At 65.3% G+C, this 21,203-nt stretch carries 24 protein-coding genes; 10 read left to right on the top strand and 14 right to left on the bottom strand.

Annotation, left to right across the window (positions count from 1 at the left end; all coding sequences use genetic code 11):
• Nucleotides 1-60: 60 nt before the first annotated feature.
• Complete coding sequence (gene rpsR, locus IVB45_RS15870) at nucleotides 61-300, bottom strand: 30S ribosomal protein S18 (RefSeq protein WP_007592020.1); 240 nt, start codon at nucleotides 298-300, stop codon at nucleotides 61-63.
• 5 nt (nucleotides 301-305) lie between these two features.
• A complete protein-coding gene (gene rpsF / locus IVB45_RS15875; RefSeq protein WP_027569662.1) occupies nucleotides 306-827 on the bottom strand; it encodes a 30S ribosomal protein S6 in 522 nt (173 codons plus the stop codon).
• A 357-nt stretch (nucleotides 828-1,184) separates the two neighbouring features.
• Here rpsF and IVB45_RS15880 point away from each other — a divergent pair, with 357 nt between their 5' ends.
• The 9 genes from IVB45_RS15880 (at nucleotide 1,185) to gmk (ending at nucleotide 9,881) form a co-directional block, all read left to right on the top strand.
• Nucleotides 1,185-1,889: a TetR/AcrR family transcriptional regulator C-terminal domain-containing protein gene (locus tag IVB45_RS15880; RefSeq protein WP_247360587.1), complete on the top strand. Its 705-nt coding sequence runs from the start codon at nucleotides 1,185-1,187 to the stop codon at nucleotides 1,887-1,889.
• Between the two features lie 3 nt (nucleotides 1,890-1,892).
• The gene (locus IVB45_RS15885) at nucleotides 1,893-2,918 is read left to right on the top strand and encodes a fatty acid desaturase family protein (protein ID WP_247360588.1); all 1,026 of its coding nucleotides are present in this window, start codon (nucleotides 1,893-1,895) and stop codon (nucleotides 2,916-2,918) included.
• Between the two features lie 173 nt (nucleotides 2,919-3,091).
• Nucleotides 3,092-4,051, top strand: a complete 960-nt coding sequence (gene fabD / locus IVB45_RS15890; protein ID WP_247360589.1) for an ACP S-malonyltransferase — start codon at nucleotides 3,092-3,094, stop codon at nucleotides 4,049-4,051.
• A gap of 102 nt (nucleotides 4,052-4,153) precedes the next feature.
• Nucleotides 4,154-4,891, top strand: coding sequence for a 3-oxoacyl-[acyl-carrier-protein] reductase (gene fabG, locus IVB45_RS15895; protein WP_007592006.1), 738 nt, complete (start codon nucleotides 4,154-4,156; stop codon nucleotides 4,889-4,891).
• A gap of 307 nt (nucleotides 4,892-5,198) precedes the next feature.
• Complete coding sequence (locus IVB45_RS15900; protein ID WP_006020277.1) at nucleotides 5,199-5,438, top strand: acyl carrier protein; 240 nt, start codon at nucleotides 5,199-5,201, stop codon at nucleotides 5,436-5,438.
• 108 nt (nucleotides 5,439-5,546) lie between these two features.
• Nucleotides 5,547-6,812, top strand: coding sequence for a beta-ketoacyl-ACP synthase II (gene fabF / locus IVB45_RS15905; RefSeq protein WP_247360590.1), 1,266 nt, complete (start codon nucleotides 5,547-5,549; stop codon nucleotides 6,810-6,812).
• Between the two features lie 125 nt (nucleotides 6,813-6,937).
• Nucleotides 6,938-8,212: an endolytic transglycosylase MltG gene (mltG, locus tag IVB45_RS15910; protein ID WP_027517521.1), complete on the top strand. Its 1,275-nt coding sequence runs from the start codon at nucleotides 6,938-6,940 to the stop codon at nucleotides 8,210-8,212.
• 118 nt (nucleotides 8,213-8,330) lie between these two features.
• Complete coding sequence (locus IVB45_RS15915; RefSeq protein ID WP_027569668.1) at nucleotides 8,331-9,218, top strand: YicC/YloC family endoribonuclease; 888 nt, start codon at nucleotides 8,331-8,333, stop codon at nucleotides 9,216-9,218.
• 3 nt (nucleotides 9,219-9,221) lie between these two features.
• On the top strand, nucleotides 9,222-9,881 hold the full coding sequence (gene gmk / locus IVB45_RS15920) for a guanylate kinase (protein WP_247360591.1): 660 nt from the start codon (nucleotides 9,222-9,224) through the stop codon (nucleotides 9,879-9,881).
• Here the strand turns inward: gmk and IVB45_RS15925 are convergent.
• The 5 genes from IVB45_RS15925 to IVB45_RS15945 all read right to left on the bottom strand — a co-directional run bounded on the left by IVB45_RS15925 (nucleotide 9,814) and on the right by IVB45_RS15945 (nucleotide 14,671).
• Nucleotides 9,814-11,019 (bottom strand): hypothetical protein, encoded by a 1,206-nt coding sequence (locus IVB45_RS15925; RefSeq protein WP_247360700.1) that lies wholly within the window; start codon nucleotides 11,017-11,019, stop codon nucleotides 9,814-9,816. The genes gmk and IVB45_RS15925 overlap by 68 nt on opposite strands.
• Before the next feature lie 150 nt (nucleotides 11,020-11,169).
• Nucleotides 11,170-11,670, bottom strand: a complete 501-nt coding sequence (locus tag IVB45_RS15930) for a hypothetical protein (protein WP_247360593.1) — start codon at nucleotides 11,668-11,670, stop codon at nucleotides 11,170-11,172.
• Nucleotides 11,671-11,697: 27 nt separating this feature from the next.
• Nucleotides 11,698-13,044, bottom strand: a complete 1,347-nt coding sequence (locus tag IVB45_RS15935; protein WP_247360595.1) for a caspase family protein — start codon at nucleotides 13,042-13,044, stop codon at nucleotides 11,698-11,700.
• 668 nt (nucleotides 13,045-13,712) lie between these two features.
• The gene (locus IVB45_RS15940; protein ID WP_247360701.1) at nucleotides 13,713-14,414 is read right to left on the bottom strand and encodes a Crp/Fnr family transcriptional regulator; all 702 of its coding nucleotides are present in this window, start codon (nucleotides 14,412-14,414) and stop codon (nucleotides 13,713-13,715) included.
• A 17-nt stretch (nucleotides 14,415-14,431) separates the two neighbouring features.
• Nucleotides 14,432-14,671, bottom strand: coding sequence for a hypothetical protein (locus IVB45_RS15945; RefSeq protein ID WP_027569674.1), 240 nt, complete (start codon nucleotides 14,669-14,671; stop codon nucleotides 14,432-14,434).
• Between the two features lie 172 nt (nucleotides 14,672-14,843).
• On the opposite strand from IVB45_RS15945, the gene IVB45_RS15950 reads away from it, so the two are divergent.
• A complete protein-coding gene (locus tag IVB45_RS15950) occupies nucleotides 14,844-15,581 on the top strand; it encodes a Crp/Fnr family transcriptional regulator (RefSeq protein WP_027569675.1) in 738 nt (245 codons plus the stop codon).
• On the opposite strand, the gene IVB45_RS15955 is transcribed toward IVB45_RS15950, so the two are convergent.
• From IVB45_RS15955 to IVB45_RS15985, 7 genes are all read right to left on the bottom strand, one after another.
• Nucleotides 15,560-16,312, bottom strand: coding sequence for a Crp/Fnr family transcriptional regulator (locus IVB45_RS15955; RefSeq protein WP_247360597.1), 753 nt, complete (start codon nucleotides 16,310-16,312; stop codon nucleotides 15,560-15,562). The genes IVB45_RS15950 and IVB45_RS15955 overlap by 22 nt on opposite strands.
• Before the next feature lie 353 nt (nucleotides 16,313-16,665).
• Nucleotides 16,666-16,902: a hypothetical protein gene (locus IVB45_RS15960; RefSeq protein ID WP_007609339.1), complete on the bottom strand. Its 237-nt coding sequence runs from the start codon at nucleotides 16,900-16,902 to the stop codon at nucleotides 16,666-16,668.
• A gap of 73 nt (nucleotides 16,903-16,975) precedes the next feature.
• Entirely contained in the window at nucleotides 16,976-17,137 is a 162-nt protein-coding gene (locus tag IVB45_RS15965) for a Flp family type IVb pilin (protein ID WP_007609340.1), read from the bottom strand.
• A gap of 167 nt (nucleotides 17,138-17,304) precedes the next feature.
• Nucleotides 17,305-18,363, bottom strand: a complete 1,059-nt coding sequence (locus IVB45_RS15970; protein WP_247360599.1) for an alcohol dehydrogenase — start codon at nucleotides 18,361-18,363, stop codon at nucleotides 17,305-17,307.
• Between the two features lie 16 nt (nucleotides 18,364-18,379).
• Nucleotides 18,380-19,240 (bottom strand): 16S rRNA (adenine(1518)-N(6)/adenine(1519)-N(6))-dimethyltransferase RsmA, encoded by an 861-nt coding sequence (rsmA, locus tag IVB45_RS15975; RefSeq protein ID WP_247360601.1) that lies wholly within the window; start codon nucleotides 19,238-19,240, stop codon nucleotides 18,380-18,382.
• Entirely contained in the window at nucleotides 19,237-20,256 is a 1,020-nt protein-coding gene (pdxA, locus tag IVB45_RS15980; protein ID WP_247286399.1) for a 4-hydroxythreonine-4-phosphate dehydrogenase PdxA, read from the bottom strand. The genes rsmA and pdxA overlap by 4 nt, the downstream gene beginning before the upstream one ends.
• Complete coding sequence (locus IVB45_RS15985) at nucleotides 20,256-21,182, bottom strand: SurA N-terminal domain-containing protein (RefSeq protein WP_027569679.1); 927 nt, start codon at nucleotides 21,180-21,182, stop codon at nucleotides 20,256-20,258. The genes pdxA and IVB45_RS15985 overlap by 1 nt, the downstream gene beginning before the upstream one ends.
• Between the last annotated feature and the right edge of the window lie 21 nt (nucleotides 21,183-21,203).

A 21,203-nucleotide genomic window follows, 5' to 3' on the forward strand; every position in this document is an offset into this window, starting at 1 on the left:
AGCCTTATGAGAAACTAGGTAGCTCGGCCGGCGGCGATGTCGCCGCCGGCCGAATTCGTCTTAGCGAATGACGTAGGGCAGCAGGCCCAAGAACCGCGCGCGCTTGATGGCGCGGGCAAGCTCACGCTGCTTCTTCGCGGACACCGCGGTGATGCGGCTCGGCACGATCTTGCCGCGCTCGGAGACGTAACGCATCAGCAGCTTGGAGTCCTTGTAGTCGATCTTCGGAGCATTCGCGCCCGTGAACGGGCAGCTCTTGCGGCGACGGAAAAACGGGCGGCGTGCACCAGCTTCAGCCATTGTTCTTACTCCCCATCCGTCGTGGTGGTGGTGGTCGTGGTGGTTTCAGCGTCTTCGCGCGGACGGCGCGGACCGCGGTCACCGCGGAAGCCGCCACCTTCACGATCGCCACCACGGAAACCACCCTCGCGGTCGCCACGGAAGCCACCGCCTTCGCGATCGCCACGGAATCCGCCGCCACGGTCGTCACGCTCGCGGTCACGGTCGGCCTTGCGCATCATCGCGGACGGGCCTTCCTCGAGCTCCTCGACGCGGACGCTGAGATAGCGGATCACGTCTTCGCTGATGCGCTCCTGGCGCTCGATCTCGGCGATCGCCGCGGACGGTGCATCGATGTTGAGCAGCACGAAATGCGCCTTGCGGTTCTTGTTCATGCGGTAGGTGAGGGAGCGTACGCCCCAATTCTCGGTCTTGGTGACCTTGCCGCCGAGACCTTCGACGATGCCGGTCATTTGCGCAGTCAGCTCTTCGACCTGCTGCGTGCTCGCGTCTTGGCGCGCGAGAAAAACATGCTCATAGAGAGCCATGGAAGTCCTTTCCTCATGTTGGCGCATCGCCCGGCGTCAAGCCCTTAAGAGGCCTTCGGAAAGGACTCTGGGATTAAGCTCAGAAGGCGGAAACACGGGACGACGGGCCGACTGGCCCTGCCACACCAAAATCACGAATGATTTGCTGAGACCGTCCGTTCAGCTCCCGGCCGGGGTCTGCGGATGGGCGCGTTATACGGATTTCGGCTGACTTGGCAAGGTTTCTGGCAAGGTTGCAGGCGGCGTTTTGGCGCGGATGGTCTCGATGCGGGCGGCTGGATCCACCGCGCACCACCGTACCGGCTTGATTTGTTTGTTTGTATATCATACAAACAGATCTGACGGGAGCGAACCCCAATGGCAGAAAAGTCGGCCCAGGAGCCGCTCGAGGCGGCAGGCGACCCCAAACACGCCACCCGCGCCACGCGGTCGGCCGGCCGCAAAATGCGCTCGCTGCTGCTGGATGCCGCGAGCCCGCTGTTTCGGGAGCGGGGGCTGTCGGGCACGGCGATCACCGACATCGCAGCCGCTGCGAACGCGTTCCCGAGCCAGATCACCTATTACTTCCGCACCAAGGAGGCGCTGTTCGTCGAATGCGCCTGCCGCGAGCTGCTGTACCTGGCGCGAGCGACCGAGCAGGCGGCGCTGAAGGCGCGCACGCCGCGGGACTATACCCACGCGCTGGCCGAGACCGTCACGGCGAGCGATTCGGTGACCTTCTTCGCCGAGGCGCTGACGCTGACGCGGCGGCGCCAGGATCTCGCCCCGCTGGTCGAGCGCACCATCGAGCGCCTGCACAGTGAGGGTGCGCGAGCCTATGCGAGCCAGGTCGCGCGGCACGGCTGGCGCTCCCTGCGCGCGCCCGATGAGAGTTCGCGGCGGTTCTGGGCCGTCGCCATCGGCGTCATCCTCGAGGGCTACGCGATGGGCCGTTCGCCCGAGGCGCTGTGCGCCGAGATGCTGCGCGTACTGGGTGAACAGGCGAAATTCAATAGTGACACGACGCGCCTGCGCCTTGTCGACGCGCGCGACGCATCGAGCAATTCGAATGAGGAGAGTTAGGCCATGACTGCGCTTCGCATGCGTGCCCGCGATTTCCTGACCGACGACCAACTTGCCGACGTGCGCCAGCGCGTGACCTGGAAAGGCGTCGCGCTGATCGCGCACGCCTGGGCGCTCATCATCGCGGCAATCGCCTTGGTCGCGTGGTGGCCCAATCCGATCACTTATCTCTTCGCCGTCGCCATCATCGGCTCGCGCCAGCTCGGGCTCGCGATCCTCATGCATGACGGCGCGCATGGCTGCCTGTCCGCCGACGAGAAAACCAATCTGACCATGAGCCAGTGGTTCTGCGCCTATCCTCTGTTTGCGGAGACGCGCAGCTATCGGCGCTATCACCTTCAGCATCATGCGCGCACGCAGCAGGAGGACGATCCCGATCTCGTGCTGTCGGCGCCATTTCCGATCACGAAGCTGAGCTATCGCCGCAAGTTCATTCGCGACATGACCGGGCAGACCGGCTACCAGCAGCGCAAGGCGCAGTTGCTCAATGCGCTGGGGCCGAAGGACTGGCCGTTGCGGCAGCGCGCGGCGCATTTTTGGGAGCAGCTCGGCCCGCAATGTCTGGTCAATGGCGCGATGTTCGCAGCGCTCACGGCGGCCGGCGTGTGGTGGGCCTATCCGCTGCTATGGCTGGTGCCGCTCCTGACCTGGATGATGGTGATCACCCGTATCCGCAACATCGCCGAGCACGCAGTCGTGCCCGACAGCAGCGATCCCTTGCGCAATACCCGCACCACCTACGCCAATTTCTTCGAGCGTCTGTTCATCGCGCCGTATTACGTGAACTACCACCTCGAACATCATCTCTTGTTCTATGTGCCCTGCTATAATCTGCCGAAGGTGCATCGCCTGCTGAGCCAGAGCCGGCATGCGGGCCGCATGGAGGTGCAGCCGAGTTACGCGGCCGTGCTGCGGCTTGCGACCGCGAAGCCGAACCGCGATGATCGCCCGGGGCAACTGGTCAACAGCGCGCGCCGCGCGCAGGCGGGGTCAGAGGTCGACGCCAACCAGACGGCCGGCGGATTTTAGGGACCCGCCTCATCAGTTGAAGGGCGATCGAAGTTCCTATCTTGGCTTGACATGCCAGCCCCGGACAGTGTCTACGGCCCCCTTTGGAGCATGATCCGGAACCATGGCCTGCGGCCGTGCGTAATCGGCTGCCGGTTCTCGCAGAGATCACGCCCGACAAGCAGGGAGCGCCGATGACGGCAGCATTCACATTTCCGGGGCAGGGTTCCCAGGCGGTCGGCATGGGCAAGGCGCTGGCGGATGCCTTTCCGGTGGCGCGCGCCGTGTTCGACGAGGTCGATGCCGCGCTGGGGGAGAAGCTGACGGCGACCATCTGGGATGGTCCGGCCGAAACCCTCCAGCTCACTCAAAACGCTCAGCCGGCCCTGATGGCGGTGTCTGTCGCCACCCTGCGCGTGCTGGAGGCCGAAGCCGGGTTTTCCGTGGAGCGGGATGCCGCCTTCGTCGCCGGCCACTCGCTCGGTGAATATTCGGCGCTGGCCGCGGCCGGCAGCCTGACGATTTCCGACACCGCGCGGCTGCTTCGCATCCGCGGTCTCGCAATGCAAAAAGCCGTGCCGGTCGGCGTCGGTGCGATGGCCGCTCTGCTCGGCCTGGACTACGAGGCAGCCGTGGCGGTGGCGGACGAGGCCGCGCAGGGGCAGGTCTGCCAGGCAGCCAATGACAATGGGGGCGGGCAAGTGGTCGTCTCCGGCGACAAGGCCGCGGTCGATCGCGCCGTCGAGATCGCCAAAACCAAGGGCGCCAAGCGCGCAATGTTGCTGCCGGTGTCCGCACCGTTCCATTGCAAGCTGATGCAGCCGGCTGCCGACGCGATGGCGGAGGCGCTGGCCAAGGTCACGATCAAGGCCCCGGCGGCCCCGCTGGTGTCGAACGTCCTGGCGAGCGCGATCACCGATCCTGACGAGATCCGCCGCCGCCTGGTCGAGCAGGTCACGGGCACTGTGCGCTGGCGCGAGTCGGTGGCCTATATGGCGGGGCAGGGCGTCACCCGTTTCTTCGAGATCGGTGCCGGCAAGGTGCTGACCGGTCTCGTCAAGCGTATTGCGGACGGTGCCATTGGCGTTGCTGTCGGTGGTCCCAACGACATTGCTGCCGCCAAGGATGCATTGGCCGCTGCGAAGCAGGCCTGAGGCGCGATGATTCGTCGTCGCGATCGAGTTCTTTAGTTGACGCACGATCCTTTCGGAGAACCGCTGCGCATTTTTCCGGATCGTGCTTTGGAGGAGTTATCGATGTTCGATCTGACTGGCAAAAAGGCGCTCGTCACCGGTGCAACCGGCGGCATCGGCGGCGCGATCGCGCAGGCGCTGCACGCGCAGGGCGCCACCGTCGCGATATCGGGGACGCGCAAGGAAGTGCTGGATGAGCTTGCCGGCAAGCTCGGCGAGCGCACCCATGTGCTGCCCTGCAATCTCTCCAAAGCCGACGAGGTCGAGGCGCTGGTGCCCGCTGCGGAGGCGGCGATGGGACAGGTCGACATCCTCGTCGCCAATGCCGGCATCACGCGCGACAATCTCTTCGTGCAGCTCCGTGACGAGGACTGGGAGGAGGTCATCAACATCAATTTGACTTCGACCTTCCGGCTTGCCCGAGCGGCCACCAAATTGATGATGCGCAAGCGCTTCGGCCGCATCATCGCCATCACCTCGGTGGTCGGCGTCACCGGCAACCCGGGGCAGGGCAATTATACCGCGTCGAAGGCGGGCCTGATCGGGATGATCAAGACGTTGGGTGCCGAATACGCCAAGCGCGGCGTCACCGCGAATTGTATCGCTCCCGGCTTCATCAAGACGCCGATGACCGATGCGCTCAACGACAAGCAGCGCGAAACGATTCTGACCAAGGTTCCGGCCAATCGCCTGGGCACGCCCGAGGACATCGCGGCGGCCGCCGTCTACCTGAGTTCGAACGAAGCGGCCTATGTCACCGGCCAAACCATCCACGTCAACGGCGGCATGGCCATGATCTGACGCTCCATGCCGCACCGCCCCCTGGCGGCGCGGAATGCGGCAAACGGCCGTTTCCGGAGCGAAATGAGGCTTGTAGTCAACGCAATTGAAGTATGATAACCGGACCTTCAACGGATGGGCAAAGAACGCCATTGCAGGTTTTTGAAACCCTGTATATTGGCGATGCGGAGCCTTGGCCGTCATTCGCCGGGCCTGCATCGGTTAGGATGGGGCCAAATCAAAGTTCGTAAGCGAAGGCAGTCAACGACCACGACGGCTCGTATCGTCCCGGGGGTCGGGTCTACAGGGAACAACACGAGGTTATGCAATGAGTGAGATTGGCGAGCGGGTTAAGAAGATCGTGGTCGAACACCTTGGTGTTGAACCCGAGAAGGTTGTCGATGCTGCGAGCTTCATCGACGACCTCGGCGCCGACAGTCTGGACACCGTCGAGCTGGTGATGGCGTTCGAAGAGGAATTCGGTTGCGAGATTCCGGACGATGCCGCGGAAACGATTCTCACCGTCGGCGACGCCACCAAGTTTCTCGAGAAGAACGCGAAGAGCTAAGGCTCTTCATTTTCGCGGGGACAACATTGAAACCGGACGGACCGCCCAACAGCGGTCAGCCGGTTTCTTGTTATTGGCCGTGAATGTTTCGATGCGGAGTTTTCGGATATGAGGCGGGTTGTCGTCACGGGTCTTGGCATGGTTTCGCCACTCGGCTGCGGTGTCGAGCCGACCTGGAAACGCATCCTCGACGGCCAAAGTGGCGCACGCAAAATCGAGAGCTTCGATGTCTCCGATCTTCAGACCAAGATCGGCTGCACGGTCGTGCGCGGCGACGGCACCAACGACACTTTCAATCCCGATATCTGGATGGAGCCGAAGGACCAGCGCAAGGTCGACGACTTCATCATCTTCGGCATGGCCGCAGCCGGCCAGGCGCTCGACGATGCCAACTGGCATCCCGAGACCGAAGAGGACAAATGCGCCACCGGCACCATGATTGGGTCCGGCATCGGTGGCCTCAACGGCATTGCAGAAACTGCGATCCTGCTGAAGGAACGCGGGCCGCGCCGGGTCTCGCCGTTCTTCATTCCGGGCCGCCTGATCAATCTCGCCTCCGGCTATGTCTCGATCAAGCATGGGCTGAAGGGGCCGAACCATTCTGTGGTCACGGCCTGCTCGACCGGCGCTCACGCGGTCGGCGATGCCGCCCGCCTGATCGCGCTCGGCGATGCCGACGTCATGGTTGCGGGCGGCGCGGAATCGCCGATCGGCCGCATCGGCATTGCCGGCTTCAACGCCGCGCGTGCGCTCTCGACAGCCTTCAACGAAACGCCCGAGAAGGCCTCGCGCCCCTACGACAAGGACCGCGACGGCTTCGTGATGGGCGAGGGCGCCGGCGTTCTGGTCCTGGAAGAGCTCGAACACGCCAAACGCCGCGGCGCCAAGATCTATGCCGAAGTGATCGGCTACGGTCTCTCGGGCGATGCCTACCACATCACCTCGCCGTCACCCGACGGCGACGGCGGCTTCCGCAGCATGGCGGCGGCGCTCAAGCGAGCCGGCCTTACCGCGTCCGATCTCGACTACATCAACGCGCATGGCACCTCGACGCCGCTCGGGGACGAGATCGAGCTCGGTGCAGTCGAACGTCTGCTCGGCAATGCCGCTTCCAAGGTCGCGATGTCCTCGACCAAGTCGTCGACCGGTCATCTCCTGGGTGCGGCCGGCGCGATCGAGGCGATCTTCGCCATTCTCGCGATTCGCGATAATGTCGTGCCGCCGACCATCAACCTGGACAATCCGTCGGTCGAGACTGCGATCGATCTCGTGCCGCACAAGGCGAAGCAGCGCGAGGTCAACGTCGCGTTGTCGAATTCTTTCGGTTTTGGCGGTACCAACGCGTCGGTGATCTTCCGGCGTCCGGTCCAATAGTTTGTGTTTGCGACGAATCCACCGTTTTGCCGTATTCGGCGATAGTCATACAAGTGGGCGCGTGTACTTGGCCAGACAAGCGATTGTCGGGTCGCATTTGAACCGGCAGGATTCAGGTTGCTTCGATGAGTGAAAGGCCGCCCATTTCGCCCCGGAGTCCGCGGGCAGCGCTCGAGCCCGAGCAGGTCCCGCCGCCGCCGAAGCGATCGGACCGCGCGCGCAATCCCTTCGTGATTGTCGGCAACGCCATCATCACCCTCCTGCTGATTGCGATGATCGGTGCGGGCGGCGTGTACTATTACGGCCGACAGGTGCTCGAGGCGCCGGGACCGCTGAAGGAAGACAAGATCGTCAACATCCCGCAGCGCGCCGGCAAGCGAGACATCGCCGAGACGCTGAACCGGGAAGGCGTGACCGACGTCAATCCGTGGGCGTTCATTGCCAGCGTCGCTGCGTTGAAGGCGAGTTCGGACCTCAAGCCCGGTGAATACTCGTTCCAGAAGAACGCGTCCTTGCGCGACGTCATTGCCACCATCGTCGAGGGCAAGGTGGTGCAGCATGCCGTGACGATTCCGGAGGGCCTGACCTCCGAGCAGATCGTGGCGCGCCTGTCCGACAACGACATCTTCACCGGCAGCGTGCGTGAGCTGCCGCGCGAAGGCACGCTGCTGCCCGAGACCTACAAGTTCCCGCGCGGCACCCCGCGCGATCAGGTGATCCAGCGCATGCAGCAGGCGCACAAGCGCGTGCTGACCGAGATCTGGGAGCGCCGCAATCAGGACATTCCGGTCAAGAGTCCGGAGCAACTGGTGACGCTGGCCTCGATCGTGGAGAAGGAGACCGGCAAGCCGGACGAGCGCAGCCGCGTCGCCGCGGTGTTCGTCAATCGCCTGAAGCAGAGGATCAAGCTGCAGTCCGATCCCACGATCATCTATGGCCTCGTCGGCGGCAAGGGCACGCTCGGCCGTCCGATCAAGCGCAGCGAGATCACGCAGCCCTCGCCCTACAACACCTACGTCATCGAGGGTCTGCCGCCGGGCCCGATCTCAAATCCCGGCCGCGCCTCGCTCGAGGCCGCCGCCAACCCGGCCCGCACCCGTGACCTCTATTTCGTCGCGGACGGCACCGGCGGGCATTCCTTCACCGAGACCTACGACGCGCACCAGAAGAACGTCGCCAAGCTGCGCGCGATGGAAAAGCAGATCCAGAACGACACGGTCGAGCCGGCCGAGGACGCGCAGGCGCCGGCCGCCGCCGCGCCCGGTGCCGCCGATACGCCGACGGCGACCACGCCGGCGCGCCCCAACCAGCAGAAAAAGCCGCCGGCCGCTCGCCCCGCGGGTCCGCCGCCGGCCCGCCAAGGCGCGGTGCAGGCCTCGCCCCCGGTGGTGCAGCGCTAGGCCTGCGCGCAGACCTGCCCCGCGGGACTTTGCGGATTACACTTTCCTGCAAAATAGTCTTAAGATTCGCGTGGCTTGATGGCCGCGCGAATCCCGTGCTTCTGGAGAAATTGACCTGATGGCGTTGTCGTCCATGACCGGCTTTGCCCGAAGCCACGGCGCGAGCGGGCCGTATACGTTCGAATGGGAATTGAAGTCGGTCAACGCCAAGGGCTTTGACTTGCGGGTGCGGCTGCCGCAGGGGTTCGACGAACTCGAGGCTCATGCCAAGAAGCGCGCCGCCGAGCTGCTCTCGCGAGGCACCGTCTACGCCAATCTGACTGTCAAGCGCGCCAATGCGGCCACCAGCGTCCGCGTCAACGAGGACGTGCTCAACGCCGTCCTCAAGGCCGCCGCCGTGATCGCCGGCAAGGTCGATGCGGTCGCGCCGAGCGTCGACGGGCTTTTGGCCATCAAGGGTGTCATTGAGGTCGCCGAGCCCGAGGGCGACGAAGAGGAGGACAAGGCCGCGCGCGCCGCCGCCGCGGACGCCTTCGACAAGGCGCTCGCCGAACTCGTCGAGATGCGCAAGCGTGAGGGGACCTCGCTCGGGCAGATTCTGATCCAGCGCGTGGATGAGGTCGAGCAGTTGGCGAAGAAGGCGGAGGCCGCGCCCGGCCGCAAGCCCGAGGCGATCAAGTCGAGGCTCGCCGAGCAGATCGCGAGCCTCCTCGACACCTCCGACCGTTTCGATTCCGACCGCCTGATGCAGGAAGCGATCCTGATTGCGACCAGGGCCGACATCCGCGAGGAGCTCGACCGCATCGCCTCGCACATCGCGCAGGCGCGCGAGCTGATCGGCAAGGGCGGCCCGGTCGGACGCAAGCTCGACTTCCTGGCGCAGGAATTTCACCGCGAGGTCAACACCTGTTGCTCGAAGTCGAACGACATCGAGCTGACCAATACGGGCCTCGCCATGAAGAACGTGGTCGAGCAGTTCCGCGAGCAGGTCCAGAATCTGGAGTGATCGATGACGATTGGCGGTCACGGAACTGATGGTGTCGAGCGGCGCGGATTGATGTTCGTGCTGTCCTCGCCGTCGGGCGCGGGCAAGACGACGCTGTCGCGTATGTTGATTGCAGAGACGCCAGGTCTCCAGATGTCAATTTCGGCGACAACGCGGCCGATGCGGCCGGGCGAAGTCGACGGGAAGGATTATTTCTTCGTCGATCAGAAACGCTTCGAGACGATGGTGGAGAAAGGCGAGCTGCTGGAGTGGGCGCACGTATTCGGCAATCGCTACGGTACGCCGCGCGCTCCGGTCGAGGCGGCGCTTGCGTCGGGGAATGACGTGTTGTTCGACATCGACTGGCAAGGGACACAGCAGCTTCGCGATGGCTCGGGTAAGGATGTCGTCAGCGTATTCATTTTGCCGCCTTCGGTTGCCGCCCTCGAGCAGCGGCTGCATACGCGCGCACAGGATTCGGATGAGGTCATCCGCGGCCGTATGAAAAAAGCAGGCGACGAAATGAGCCATTTCGACGCCTACGATTACATCGTGGTCAATGACAACATCGGTATCGCCTTCGAAGCTGTGCGGTCCATCCTCCGGGCCGAGCAGCTCAAGCGCGAACGGCAGGTCGGTCTTGAAGGCTTCGTTCGGGCGCTACGGAACCAGCTTGAGAAATAGCTGATTCCGTCAGCCGCGGCGCGTCCTTCGCGAGCCGTTCCAGCATCGTCGTGATCACGTCGATGTCGATGGCGTCCTCGACTCCCGCATCGTCATCGCGACCGGCCAGCTCTTCGTCATCGACCTCGTTGGCCGCGAGCCGCGGCGCCGCCTCAATCTGGAATTCTCCGTTGAAGATATCGGCGTCGTCGAGCTCCGCGGTATCTTGGTGCGCTTGCGGGACGCGCTTGTCGATCACATCAATCTCGCGATCGATCGCGGCGAGCTGCGCGGTCTTGAGCTGGGCTGCCTGCGGACGCACGGCGTCGAAATCCACCGGGCGCGGCTGCCGAGCGTGCGGCGCGCCGGCCGACGCTGCGTTGAGCCAGGGCGCACGGCCATCGTCGCGATCGTGCGGCTCAAAATTGTCCCAGTTGACGCGGCGCTGGTCGGCGGCCTGGACGCGGATGCGTCCACCGGCGAAGCGGTAGACGACGCTGGCGAGGATGCCGGCAAGCGCCAACGCGCCGCCGATCACGAGCAGCAGCATCTGGAGCGAGCCGGTCTGCTTGTCGGCGGTGCTGTCGGCCGCGGCCAGAGCCATCGGAGCAGGGGACTTCGCCGGCTTCGTGGTCGTCGGCTGCGCAGCGGCCGCCACAGGTGCAGGCGATGGCTGCTCTGTGGGCGCGGCGGACGCCGTGGTGGCGTCGGGCCAGCGCCCCGCGACAGCGGGCTGCTGAGCGTTGACGTCAGCGGAGGGGCTCGTGGCCTGTTGCGTCGGCGCCGGTCCCGCCTGTGCAGGCGTCTTCACAGCGGCGATGCTCTGCGGCGTCAGATATTCGGCGCGCGCGTCCTGGACCGAGTGCTGCTGCGGCACGGCTGAATCCGCTGCAAGCGTATCCGGCGCAGCCTGGGCGGTTTGAGTGGCCTTGCCGCCTTCGGCGCGCAGATACCAGCACTGCCGCTTGGTCGCGCGCTCGAGGCGATAATGCCAATGCTGGCCCTGCGGCGCGGCGCCCTTTGGCGAGCCAAGGCAGTCGCTCGCGGCATTTGCCGTGCTCGGTGGCGTCGAGGCATTCTGCGATACGGCGGCAAGTGGCGCGCCGGCAATGATGCTGCCTACGAGGGCAGATAAGAATTTTGCGGTGCGGTTGCCCATCCTGGTCTCCCGATTACGCATGACGCAACTCGTTACCTTCCCTTTGTCGTCAAAGACTTGGGTGGTAATGAGCCGCAAATCCGGAGAGGATGTGGCTTGAATCGGGCCTGCGCGGCGTTCGTTCCGCCGCGGGATCAGACTTTTTCGCCGCTATTGCTTGCTTGAAGTCCAGGTTCCGCCGCAGCCGTCCGAGCGGCGGAATGATCCGGACCCGCTGCGGCCACCGAGGCGGCCGGAGCCGGTGAAGGTCACGCCATCGCCTTGACCGAACGTGCTGACCGCGCCGGTTGCGCTGACGGTACCCGTGACGCCTTGGCCTATGACCTTGCCTGAGGAGACCACGACCGCGCCGGACGTGGTTCCACCGCAGCCGACGCTGACGACCATCCAGGCGCCGTCGAAACTCCCGCCACCGCCGCCACCACCTCCACCGCCGCGTCGCGAGGAGCTGCGCGGCTCCTCGGCCGGCTTGCTGCGACGCGCCGAGGGCGCCGGCTCGGCGGAACGGTCCGATCGCGAGCCGGACAGCGATTTCTCGTCATTGCCGATCGAGCCGCCGGCGCTGCCGGATTGTGCGACGGCGGACGGTGGAGCGATGGTGGCGGACAGGAAGAAGGCGAGGGCAATCGCGGGGATGATGGCATTGCGCATGCGTAAAAATCCAAAATGAAAATCGTATCAGCGGCCGGAGCCGTCGGCACAGACGGAACCGATAATGCGGCAAGCTTTGCCAGCCTTGCCGCATTCGTCAAGCGCGGCGTCTTTCGCGCGCTGCACGCTGTCGCGCTGGACCAGCGACCAGGATTTGTCGGAGATCGCGAACGCGCCGCAACGGTTGCCATAGAAGGACAGCTCGATCGGACATTTGGCGCCGGCGCAATTGCCGCGCGCATCCGCCACCGCCGCGCGCCGCGAGGCGTGGTTCCAGGATATGCCCCATTTGCTGCCGTCGGGGCCGTAGACGATCGAGCCCCATGGCTTCAGGTCCTCCATCTTGCGCATCCGCAGCAGCAGGCCTTCGGTGGCTTCGCCCGTCGGCGCCATGGAAATCCGCTGCTGGAGCTTTGTGATCGCGCGGGTCATTCCGTCAGGGTTGTCAGGATCGAAATTGAGCTCGTAGAGCCGCTCGCTTAGTTCGCTCAGCAGGGCGGCATCGCGCAACGGGACGCGGTCCGGATCGGCGCGCAGCCGATCCGCCGGCAACGGATCGGGCTGCATCGCTGCGACCTGCGGCGGGGCGGTTTGCGTCGGGGGTACGAAATAGAAGGTGCCGTCGATCGGCGAGGACGACACCCAGGGCTGCTGCGCGCCGGAGGTGGCGCGCTTCACCGCGAGGCCGACCTGGTTGAAGGTCTGGAACACGTCGAGGCCCGCGGTCCGGACCGTCGCGGCCAATGCTTTTGTGTAGGGGCTGTGGCCGTCGCTGCCGTCCTGGGCGACGTTGCCGGGTTGCGTTGCGTAGGAGATCAGCGTGCCCTCGGGCGCGCGCATCTGCGCGAGACCGCCATCGGAGGCGCGCAGGCCGCGCGAGCCGAAGGGGTTGTTGCGGCAGGCGTCCAGGATCACGAGGTTGAGGCGCGTGCCCGATCCCTGCATCTGGCGCAGCACGAGGTTGACGTCGGTCATCTGGAAGTCGACGTCGGCCTCGCGCGTCGGATTGGCGCCGACCGGCACGAGATAGTTGGCGCCCGAGACCTGCACGCCGTGGCCGGCATAATAGAACAGCGCGACGTCGGCGCCCTGCACCTGCCGGCCAAAGCTCTGCACCGCCAGGTCCATCGCGCCCTTGTCGAGATCGAGCTGGGCGCGGCCTCCGACCAGCGTGAAGCCGAGCAAGCCAAGCGTCTCCGCCATCAGGCTCGCGTCCTTGGATGGATTGTCGAGCGGCGTGATGTTCTTGTAGGCGGAGTTGCCGACCACGAGCGCGATGCGCTTCTCGGCCGATGCAGGTAGCGTGGCGACGACGAGCAGGGCTGCGACCAGCGTCGCCAGCCTCGGGACGCGACTGAAAATCCTCGCGCGCATCAAAATTCCCCAAAATAATGGCGTCAGTCTAGCAGTCCCACGCGCCGGCGAAAAGCGGTGCGGCATTTGTACAGGCCGTCATGCCCGGGCTTGTGCCGGGCATCCACGTCCTTCGTGCTGCGCGGCAAGGCGTGGATGGCCGGGACAAGCCCGGCCATGACGCGGATAGACTGCGTTATGTATTCGCAGGCGAGGCGCATGCTTGCACGTTCCCGCGGCAGATTCTGCCCGAGCCTTGCCGCCGTTCATCGCCCAATGGAGGCCAAAGGGCGCAGGGAAGGCCGGGCGCCGGCGGCACCCGTTGGTCCATGCGCTACAGGAATGCAGACGAGGTGGACCGATGGGGTGGCCGATCGCCCGGCCTTCCCTGCGTGGATGGTTTTAACGGTGTCCTTTGCTCTCCCCGGGAGCGATGCACTATTGCCTCCGGTCGCGGTGCAGGCCTTGTGCGGCGAGAGGGCTTGGGGCAGGACCGCGGCCTCCTCGTCATTGCGAGCGAAGCGAAGCAATCCAGAATCTTTCCGCGGCGGCATTCTGGATTGCTTCGCTGCGCTCGCAATGACTGCGTGGAGACCGCGTGCGCTATCCTTCCGTCTCGTGTCCCGGACGCAGGCCGACCGGGCTTGCTCGTTGGAGCGCCGGCGCGTCCCCCGAGTTGCCTGCCTCGCTCACGTCAGATAATCCGGCGTGAAATCCGCGAGGGCGCGGAGTTCGTCGGGTTGCAACAGCTCGATCTCGCTTCCCTCCCAGGCAATCAATCGGCGCCCTCTCAGCTCCTGGATGGTGCGGTTGACGTGGACGATCGACAATCCGCAGGCATCGGCGAGATGCCGCTGCGTCATCGGCATCTGGAAGCGGCGGTTCTTGACGAGGCCCACGACCTCCAGCCTTGCGGCGAGCTCACAGATCAGATGCGCTACTTTCGGCAGTGCCGCCTGTGCACCGAGGCGCGCGATCCATTGTCGCGAGATCGCCGCATCGATCAGCGTCTCGCGCCAGAACGCGCGGGTCAGGTGAATGGAGCCGTCGAGCAGCTGCTTGAGTTGGCTGTGTGCGACGTAGCCGACGATGGTGGGGCCAAGACCGACGAGGTCCGCATCCATCGGCGAGACCAGCAGCGTGTGCAGGCACGGCATGTCGCCCGGAACGTGGAAGGCGAGGATTTGGCTGCGATCGCCGACGATGCGAGCCTGGTAGAGAAAGCCGCTGACGACGAAAACGCAGCGAGAGGCATCTTCACCCTGGCGCAGCACGATCTCGCCGTCCGAAACCTGACGGAGCGTGGACGGCAGGCCAGCGATCTGGCGGCGTTCGTCTTCTGAGAGGCCTTCAATCGCCTGGAGATGAGCGATGAACTTCGGGTGCGGCATGGACAAGAGGAGGTGTTTCACTCGTCACGCGGCATCGCCGGGTCGAGCAGGCGTTGGGAGAGTTTTGCGATGGTCCAATCGGAGACGGGAACCGCCTGGAACTCGCGGATGGCGCGCGCAAGCTCCTGATCCGACATCGGCTGCGCCGGCTCCTTCAACCTGCCCTGCAGGAAGGCATGGCTGATACTGTCCAGGTGCTCGCCCGAATCCGGTGCGAACAGGTGGCGAATGCGCTTCAGGATCGTCGTAGAGCTCATGCGAATGGCGGGTGCAGTCCGCGATCGAGGGACGGTGGGCTGCGACCAAGTAATGTCGCAGACCGGTAGCAACCTGTGCTTCCGACCAGCGTTCTAGTCCGCTGGATATGGGACAGATGTATCATTTGATCGAAGCGGCAGGATTTTTGGCGGGATACGTGGAACGGGACACATGGAAAAAGCCCATGACGTGCTGATCCGGAACCTGGGCGAGCACACCGCGCTCGCACAGGAAGATGTCGCTGAAATTCGCGGGCTGACCTTTGTGCAGCGCGAGTTCGCGCCGAACGAGGATTTCATCCGTCAGGGTGACGAACCCGAGCATTCGGCGCTGGTCGTCTCCGGCATGATCGCGCGCTACCATCTGCTCGACAGCGGCCGGCGGCAATATCTCGCGTTCCATCTGTCCGGCGACTTGCCGGACTCCCAGGGCTTGTTCATCGACCAGATGGACCATGGCCTCTGCGCCCTCGGGCCCGCCTCGGTGGCCTTCATCCCGCATCGCGAATTGTTCATTGCCTTCCGGCGACGACCGACCTTCGCGCTCTCGGTCTGGCGCGAGACGCTGCTCGATGCGGCTATTTTTCGCGAGGCCATCACCAACAACAGCGCCCGGCCGATGCACACGCGCATGGCACACCTGTTCTGCGAGCTGTTCTACCGCGCGCGGGCCGCGCAACTCGTTCGCGGCAATCGCTGCCGCCTGCCGATCAGCCTGGCGCAGCTCGGCGAGACGCTGGGCATGGCGATCGCGACGGTGAACCGGACGCTCGCCGACCTCAGGCGGAGCGGGACCATGGACTTGCGCGACAGCGAGCTGATCGTGCTGAAATGGCGCGAACTGCAGCGGCTCGGAGGCTTCAGTCCGACCTATCTGCATCTCAAGCGTCAGTCGCCGCCGCGCGCGTGAGGCCGCAATGTGTCAGCCGCTGGCAGATGCCGTGCGCCGAGCACTTCGTCGAAATGCTTCTTCACCCAATCGTTGCAACGGCAGGCTCTGGCTTCGAGCGCCGGCGCGTCGAGGATCAGGATGGCGCCACGGCGTGTCGCGAGGATCCGCCTCGCCTTGAACATCTGGATGACGCGGCTGGCATAGCTGCGGGAGACGCCGAGCATGCCGGCAAGCTGCTCGTGGGTGAGGGGGATCTCGGGGCCGCCGACGTGCTCCTGCGCCGAGAGGATCCACTTGGCGGCGCGCTGCTCGATCGAATGCGCGGCATTGCAGGCCGCGGTCTGGAGCAGCTGCGCGAACTGGCAGTCGGCGTAGCGCGAGAACACCTGCTGGAGCGTGGCCGACCTCTGCTGGGCCTGCTCGAGCGCGCGCGGCGGCAGCCGCATCAGGGTGCCGCCCAGCTTCACGACGATGCGCGAATAGGCCAGCGAGGCGCTGCGGCCGGCGGCAATGCCGACCGCGCCCTCGCGCCCGACCAGCAGGCTTTCGACCTCGCGATCGTCCTCGACCGGCACCGCGAACGACACGAGTGTCGAGCGGCAGGGAAAATGCACCGCCGCGACCTCGTCGCCCGCGTGATGCAGGATGTGGCCCGCCTCGAGTTCGACCGGCTGGAGGTGCGGCGCAAGCAGTTCGAAATCCGGGCGGCTGAGCCGCTGGAGAAGATCGTTCTGGGGCCGACCGGTCACATGTGCTGCTCTGGCCGGGAATCGGCACCGGCCAGAACCCTAACTTTCCGCGACGGAGCCGACGGTTCCAAAGTGCACACAAGGCGTTTTCCAAGCGCTGAAAAATTGGCCTCCGGTCTGCGGAATTACGGAAATCGCTGGCGAGGCGCATGTTACGCGAGGCAAATGGCGCTGCCGAACCCGGCGGCCTTCAACTTCACGAACTCTGTGCAGGAGTGCACACAACAGGGGCGCGGATCGGCGTAGCGTCCCCGATGCGGAGCGCCGCAGCCCGTGCGCTCTGTCCGACGGACCGCCGGCCTATACCTCAAACGCCGCCGGGCCGGCGGGCCCGAGGGCGGCGAGGATGTTCGTCACCCGAAGCGTGCTTCGCAATCATGCGCGGGCCGGCTTTTTTCCGCGTGGGCGCGATAGGCATCGATCGCCCTGTTGGCGAGCATCAGTTGCCGGCGTTCACCGGTCCTGAGCTGGGCCTCGATGGCGTCGAGCAGGACGTTCGCCGTCTCGTCCGGAGAGCCGAGCTCTCCGCTCTGCTCCAGGAAGCTCCAGGCGATGAAGAATGCGTTCTCGACGGTGCAGCGAATGGACATGGCTGCCAACGCGGCGCGGCCGTTGCCGTTCCGCGGGACAGACGAATGCCGTGTATTAACGAGCGTGCCCGCGCTACTTCAGCGAGCTGCTGATCGAGGTGAACTTTTTGTTCAGCGTCGCGCCGAGATTGTTGACGACGGCGATGATCGCGAGCGCGATGCCGGCGGCGATCAGGCCGTACTCGATCGCGGTGGCGCCGGACTCGTCGGCGAGGAAGCGGCGGATGGTCTGCATGGTCTTGCCAGAATTCCAAAAGAGAGTTGGCGAGGACCATAATCCGCAGGGAGCGGGTTCCCCAATTCGGAACCCCGCCTTGCGTCAATTTCGAGTTAATCTCCGTCCACGAAGCGGGCGGCGAGAAATGGATTCCGCCGCCCTGCGTTCGTCGATCTTCTACGGCGCTAGTTCTTGAGCACGATGCGGCCGACGACCTTGCCGGCGCGAAGCTCGTCGATCCAGGTCTGGACGTCGCCCATCGGCTCCTCGCGCATCGGTGTCGGCTTGATCTTGCCGGCGCGGGCGAGCGCCATCAGCTCGTGAGCCTCGGTGAGCGTGCCGACCATGAAGCCCTCGATCGTCATGCGCTTGTAGACCCATTGCACCATCGGCAGCGTGAACTGGCCGCCCATCAGGCCGGAGACCACGATCTTGCCGCCGCGCGCGGCGACCCCGACCGCGAAAGCCATGGACTTCTCATTGCCCGCGAAATCGACGATCTCGTCGAAGCCGCCATCGGTCTCCTTGAGGATGCGCTTGATCACGTCGGGCTCGGCCGGATCGTAGGCCACCGCCGCGCCGTTCTTCAGCGCGGTCTCGCGCGCGGCACCGCTGAGATCGGCGACCGTGATCGGCTGCTTGAACATGGCCGCCGCGAAGGAAAGGCCCATCATGCCAACGCCGCCGAGGCCGATCAGCAGGAGGTTGCGCTGGCGCGGTCGGTCGACCAGGCGCTTGAGCGCGCCATAGGCGGTGACGCCGGAGCACATCAGGGTCGCGGCCTGGTTGACGGGCAGGGGATCGTAGTCGAGCAGATATTTCGCGTCGGGCACCAGCACGTGGGTGGCGAAGCCGCCGTCGATGGAGACGCCGAGAAAGCGCTGCCTGGCGCAGAGGTTCTCGTCGCCATTGGCGCAGTCGCGGCACTGGCCGCAACCGATCCACGGAAACACCGCCTTCTTGCTGCCGACGAGACCGGCGAACACGTCGGGGCCGACTTCATCGACTACGCCCGCGATCTCGTGGCCGAGCGTGAAGGGCAGCGTCATGCCGCGCGTGGTGTCGAGCTTCTTGCCGCCGCCAAGATCGGCGTAGCCGTCCTGGATGTGCAGATCGGAGTGGCAGAGGCCGCAGCGCTCGATGCGCACCAGCACCTCGCCTCCTTGCGGCTTCGGCGTGTCGACGATGGTCTCGCACAGCGGCGCATCGAACTTGACAAGGGACTGCCGACGCATCAACGCCATATTTCTTCCTCCGAAATTATCTCTCTGTTTCGCTGCGTATATTGGCCAATTCACGGGCCATGGCAACAAAGCCGGAAATCGGAACGGTCTCCGCGCGCCGCGTCGCGTCGACGCCCGCAGCTGCGGCCAGCCGCGCGGGATCGGCGCCGAGCGCCTTCAGGCTTTGCCGCAGCATCTTGCGGCGCTGGCCGAAGGCGGCGGCGGCGACCTGTTCGAGCAGCTTGCGATCGCAGGCGAGAGGCGTTTCGCGCGGGATCAGTCGCACGACGGAAGAGGTGACCTTCGGCGGCGGCACGAAGGCGGACGGCCCAATGTCGAACAGGATCTTGGTCTCGCAGCGCCAGTTGGCGAGCACGCCGAGCCGGCCATAGGCCTCGTCGTCCTCGCGCGCCACGATGCGCTCGCCGACCTCGCGCTGGAACATCAGGACCATCATGTCGTACCAGGGCGGCCAGGGCTCGGTGGTGAGCCAGCCGACGAGAAGGTGGGTCGCGATGTTGTAGGGCAGGTTGGCGACGATTTTTGCTCGTTCGCCCGACAGCAGCGGGCGCGGGTCGAAGGTCATGGCGTCGCCATGCACGATCTCGAGACGGCCGGGATAGCGCGCGGAAATATCCTGCAAGGCAGGGATCGCGCGCTCGTCATGCTCGATGGCGATGACGCGTCTGGCGCCGAGCGCGAGCAAGGCGCGCGTCAATCCGCCCGGGCCGGGGCCGATCTCGATGATGGTAGAGTCCTCGAGCGGAGCCGCCGCACGCGCGATGCGCGCGGTGAGATTGAGGTCGAGGAGGAAGTTCTGGCCGAGCGATTTGCGGGCCGACAAAGCGTGCTGGCGAATGACCTCGCGAAGCGGCGGGAGGTCGTCGATCGCGCTCATCGGGTTTTCGCAGCCGCCATCCGGCTCGCAAGCCTCAACGCGGCGATCAGGCTTGCCGGATTGGCCTTGCCGGTCCCGGCGATGTCGAAGGCGGTGCCGTGGTCGGGCGAGGTGCGGATGAAGGGCAGGCCGAGCGTGACGTTGACCGCGTCGTCGAACGCCACCGTCTTGATCGGGATCAGCGCCTGGTCGTGGTACATGCAGACGGCGCAGTCGTAGCTGTTTCGCGCGGCTTCGTGGAACATGGTGTCGGCGGGGAGCGGTCCCTTCGCCTCGATGCCGTCGCTGCGCAACGTCTTGATCGCCGGCGCGATCACGGTCTGCTCCTCGTGGCCGAGCGAGCCGTCCTCGCCGGCGTGCGGATTGAGGCCGGAGATCGCGATGCGCGGAATGGCGATGCCGAAGCGGGATTTGAGTTCGGTCGCGACGATGCGCACGGTCGAGACGATCAGCTCGCTGGTGAGCTGGGCCAGTGCGTCGCGCAAGGAGACGTGGATGGTCACGGGCACCACGGCGAGCCGCGGCGACCACAGCATCATCACCGGCTGCGGCACGCGGCCGTCTTCCGCGGCGAGCTCGGCGAGGAATTCGGTATGGCCGGGATGGCGGAAGCCGGCGCGATAGAGCACGCTCTTGGCGATCGGATTGGTGACGACGGCGCCGGCGCGACCGTCGCGGACATCAGTGACCGCCTGGCGGATCGAGGCGAGCGCGGCCGGCGCGCTCGATGCGTCGGGCTTGCCGGGCTCGGCACTCGCGGGCTCGTCGCCGGTCGCGACCACGGGCAGGGCCTCAGGGAAAGCGGCCCCGGCCTCGCCGGCGCTCACCGAAGCGATCCTGACGTCGGCGCCGAGCGCTTTGGCGCGGCGCGCGATCAGCGCCTCGTCGCCGAGCAGATAGAAGGCGGGCAGGTCCAGTTCGCGGCGCTTGAGCCAGGCTGCGATAGTGATGTCGGGGCCGATGCCGGCAGGTTCTCCCAGCGTCAGGGCGAGAGGCTTGGCAGGCTGCTGGGCCATCAGCGGTTGCGATACTCGATCATCGCCGCCTTGCGGAGGTCCTCGAGATAGGCCTTCTGGGTCTTCTCGTACTTCTCCTGATACATCTTCTCGCGGACCTCGCGCTTCTTCGGCGTGTCGATCATGGTCGGCTTGCGCGAGCACAGCACCACCATTTCGATGCCCGCTTTGGTCGTCTCGGGGGCGGTGAGGTGGCCGATCGGCGTGTCGTCGAGGACCTTGCGTAGCGCCTCGGGCAATTCAGCGGTGGTCTTGGTGACGATGTCGCGGATGGTGGCGTTCGGCGTGGAGCGGAACAACGAATTGGCTTCTTCGCAGCTTCCGACGCGCGAGCGATATTGCTCGGCTTCCTTATGCCGCGTCTCCAGGAACGCCGGCGACGATCCGCGCGGCACGATCAGCACGATCGGCTGCATCTTGTATTCGGTGCCCTCGATCTGCAGCTTGTCGCCGGTCTGGGCCTGCACGGCCTGCGCGACGTCCTTCTCACCGACCAACAGCTTTTCCTTGAAGCGGCCGCGCACCAGGCTGCTCCAGACCATCTCGGCCTTCATGCGGCTCTTCAGGGTTTCGGGGCGGACGCCCTTGACCTCGAGCGACTTGGTGAGCTGGTCCGGCGAGATGCGCATGCGCTGCGCCATGCCATCGTAGGACTGGTTGATGTCGGAGACGCCGGGATCGACCCCGTATTTCTTGCCTTCCTTCATCTTCACCCGGTCGTCGATCAGCTCGTTGATGACCTCCTGACGGGCCGGTGTCTTCTGCGTCGTCAGCTGGTCGAGCTTGGAGCGCTGGTCAATGTCGAAGTCGGTGATGGGATCGCCGTTCACCATCACGACGATGTTCTGCGCGCGCGACGGCGTGCCGGCCAAGAGCAGGGCGGTGAGGAGGAGGAAGAGGCGGAAGACAGGCAATGGGATCGTCATATTTGTCGCTCGCATGTCAGC

It is taken from the genome of Bradyrhizobium sp. 4, from assembly GCF_023100905.1.
GTDB lineage: Bacteria > Pseudomonadota > Alphaproteobacteria > Rhizobiales > Xanthobacteraceae > Bradyrhizobium.

Bases quoted from the DNA above. Each gene is read 5' to 3' on its own strand.
- rpsF (WP_027569662.1), bottom strand. From the start codon at position 827: ATGGCTCTCTATGAGCATGTTTTTCTCGCGCGCCAAGACGCGAGCACG.
- mltG (WP_027517521.1), top strand. From the start codon at position 6,938: ATGAGTGAAAGGCCGCCCATTTCGCCCCGGAGTCCGCGGGCAGCGCTC.
- rpsR (WP_007592020.1), bottom strand. From the start codon at position 300: ATGGCTGAAGCTGGTGCACGCCGCCCGTTTTTCCGTCGCCGCAAGAGC.
- IVB45_RS15900 (WP_006020277.1), top strand. From the start codon at position 5,199: ATGAGTGAGATTGGCGAGCGGGTTAAGAAGATCGTGGTCGAACACCTT.
- IVB45_RS15935 (WP_247360595.1), bottom strand. From the start codon at position 13,044: ATGCGCGCGAGGATTTTCAGTCGCGTCCCGAGGCTGGCGACGCTGGTC.
- fabD (WP_247360589.1), top strand. From the start codon at position 3,092: ATGACGGCAGCATTCACATTTCCGGGGCAGGGTTCCCAGGCGGTCGGC.
- IVB45_RS15940 (WP_247360701.1), bottom strand. From the start codon at position 14,414: ATGCCGCACCCGAAGTTCATCGCTCATCTCCAGGCGATTGAAGGCCTC.
- IVB45_RS15965 (WP_007609340.1), bottom strand. From the start codon at position 17,137: ATGCAGACCATCCGCCGCTTCCTCGCCGACGAGTCCGGCGCCACCGCG.
- pdxA (WP_247286399.1), bottom strand. From the start codon at position 20,256: ATGGCCCAGCAGCCTGCCAAGCCTCTCGCCCTGACGCTGGGAGAACCT.
- rsmA (WP_247360601.1), bottom strand. From the start codon at position 19,240: ATGAGCGCGATCGACGACCTCCCGCCGCTTCGCGAGGTCATTCGCCAG.
- IVB45_RS15885 (WP_247360588.1), top strand. From the start codon at position 1,893: ATGACTGCGCTTCGCATGCGTGCCCGCGATTTCCTGACCGACGACCAA.
- IVB45_RS15880 (WP_247360587.1), top strand. From the start codon at position 1,185: ATGGCAGAAAAGTCGGCCCAGGAGCCGCTCGAGGCGGCAGGCGACCCC.
- IVB45_RS15945 (WP_027569674.1), bottom strand. From the start codon at position 14,671: ATGAGCTCTACGACGATCCTGAAGCGCATTCGCCACCTGTTCGCACCG.
- IVB45_RS15915 (WP_027569668.1), top strand. From the start codon at position 8,331: ATGGCGTTGTCGTCCATGACCGGCTTTGCCCGAAGCCACGGCGCGAGC.
- IVB45_RS15930 (WP_247360593.1), bottom strand. From the start codon at position 11,670: ATGCGCAATGCCATCATCCCCGCGATTGCCCTCGCCTTCTTCCTGTCC.
- IVB45_RS15985 (WP_027569679.1), bottom strand. From the start codon at position 21,182: ATGACGATCCCATTGCCTGTCTTCCGCCTCTTCCTCCTCCTCACCGCC.
- IVB45_RS15960 (WP_007609339.1), bottom strand. From the start codon at position 16,902: ATGTCCATTCGCTGCACCGTCGAGAACGCATTCTTCATCGCCTGGAGC.
- fabG (WP_007592006.1), top strand. From the start codon at position 4,154: ATGTTCGATCTGACTGGCAAAAAGGCGCTCGTCACCGGTGCAACCGGC.
- IVB45_RS15970 (WP_247360599.1), bottom strand. From the start codon at position 18,363: ATGGCGTTGATGCGTCGGCAGTCCCTTGTCAAGTTCGATGCGCCGCTG.
- gmk (WP_247360591.1), top strand. From the start codon at position 9,222: ATGACGATTGGCGGTCACGGAACTGATGGTGTCGAGCGGCGCGGATTG.
- IVB45_RS15950 (WP_027569675.1), top strand. From the start codon at position 14,844: ATGGAAAAAGCCCATGACGTGCTGATCCGGAACCTGGGCGAGCACACC.
- IVB45_RS15925 (WP_247360700.1), bottom strand. From the start codon at position 11,019: ATGGGCAACCGCACCGCAAAATTCTTATCTGCCCTCGTAGGCAGCATC.
- fabF (WP_247360590.1), top strand. From the start codon at position 5,547: ATGAGGCGGGTTGTCGTCACGGGTCTTGGCATGGTTTCGCCACTCGGC.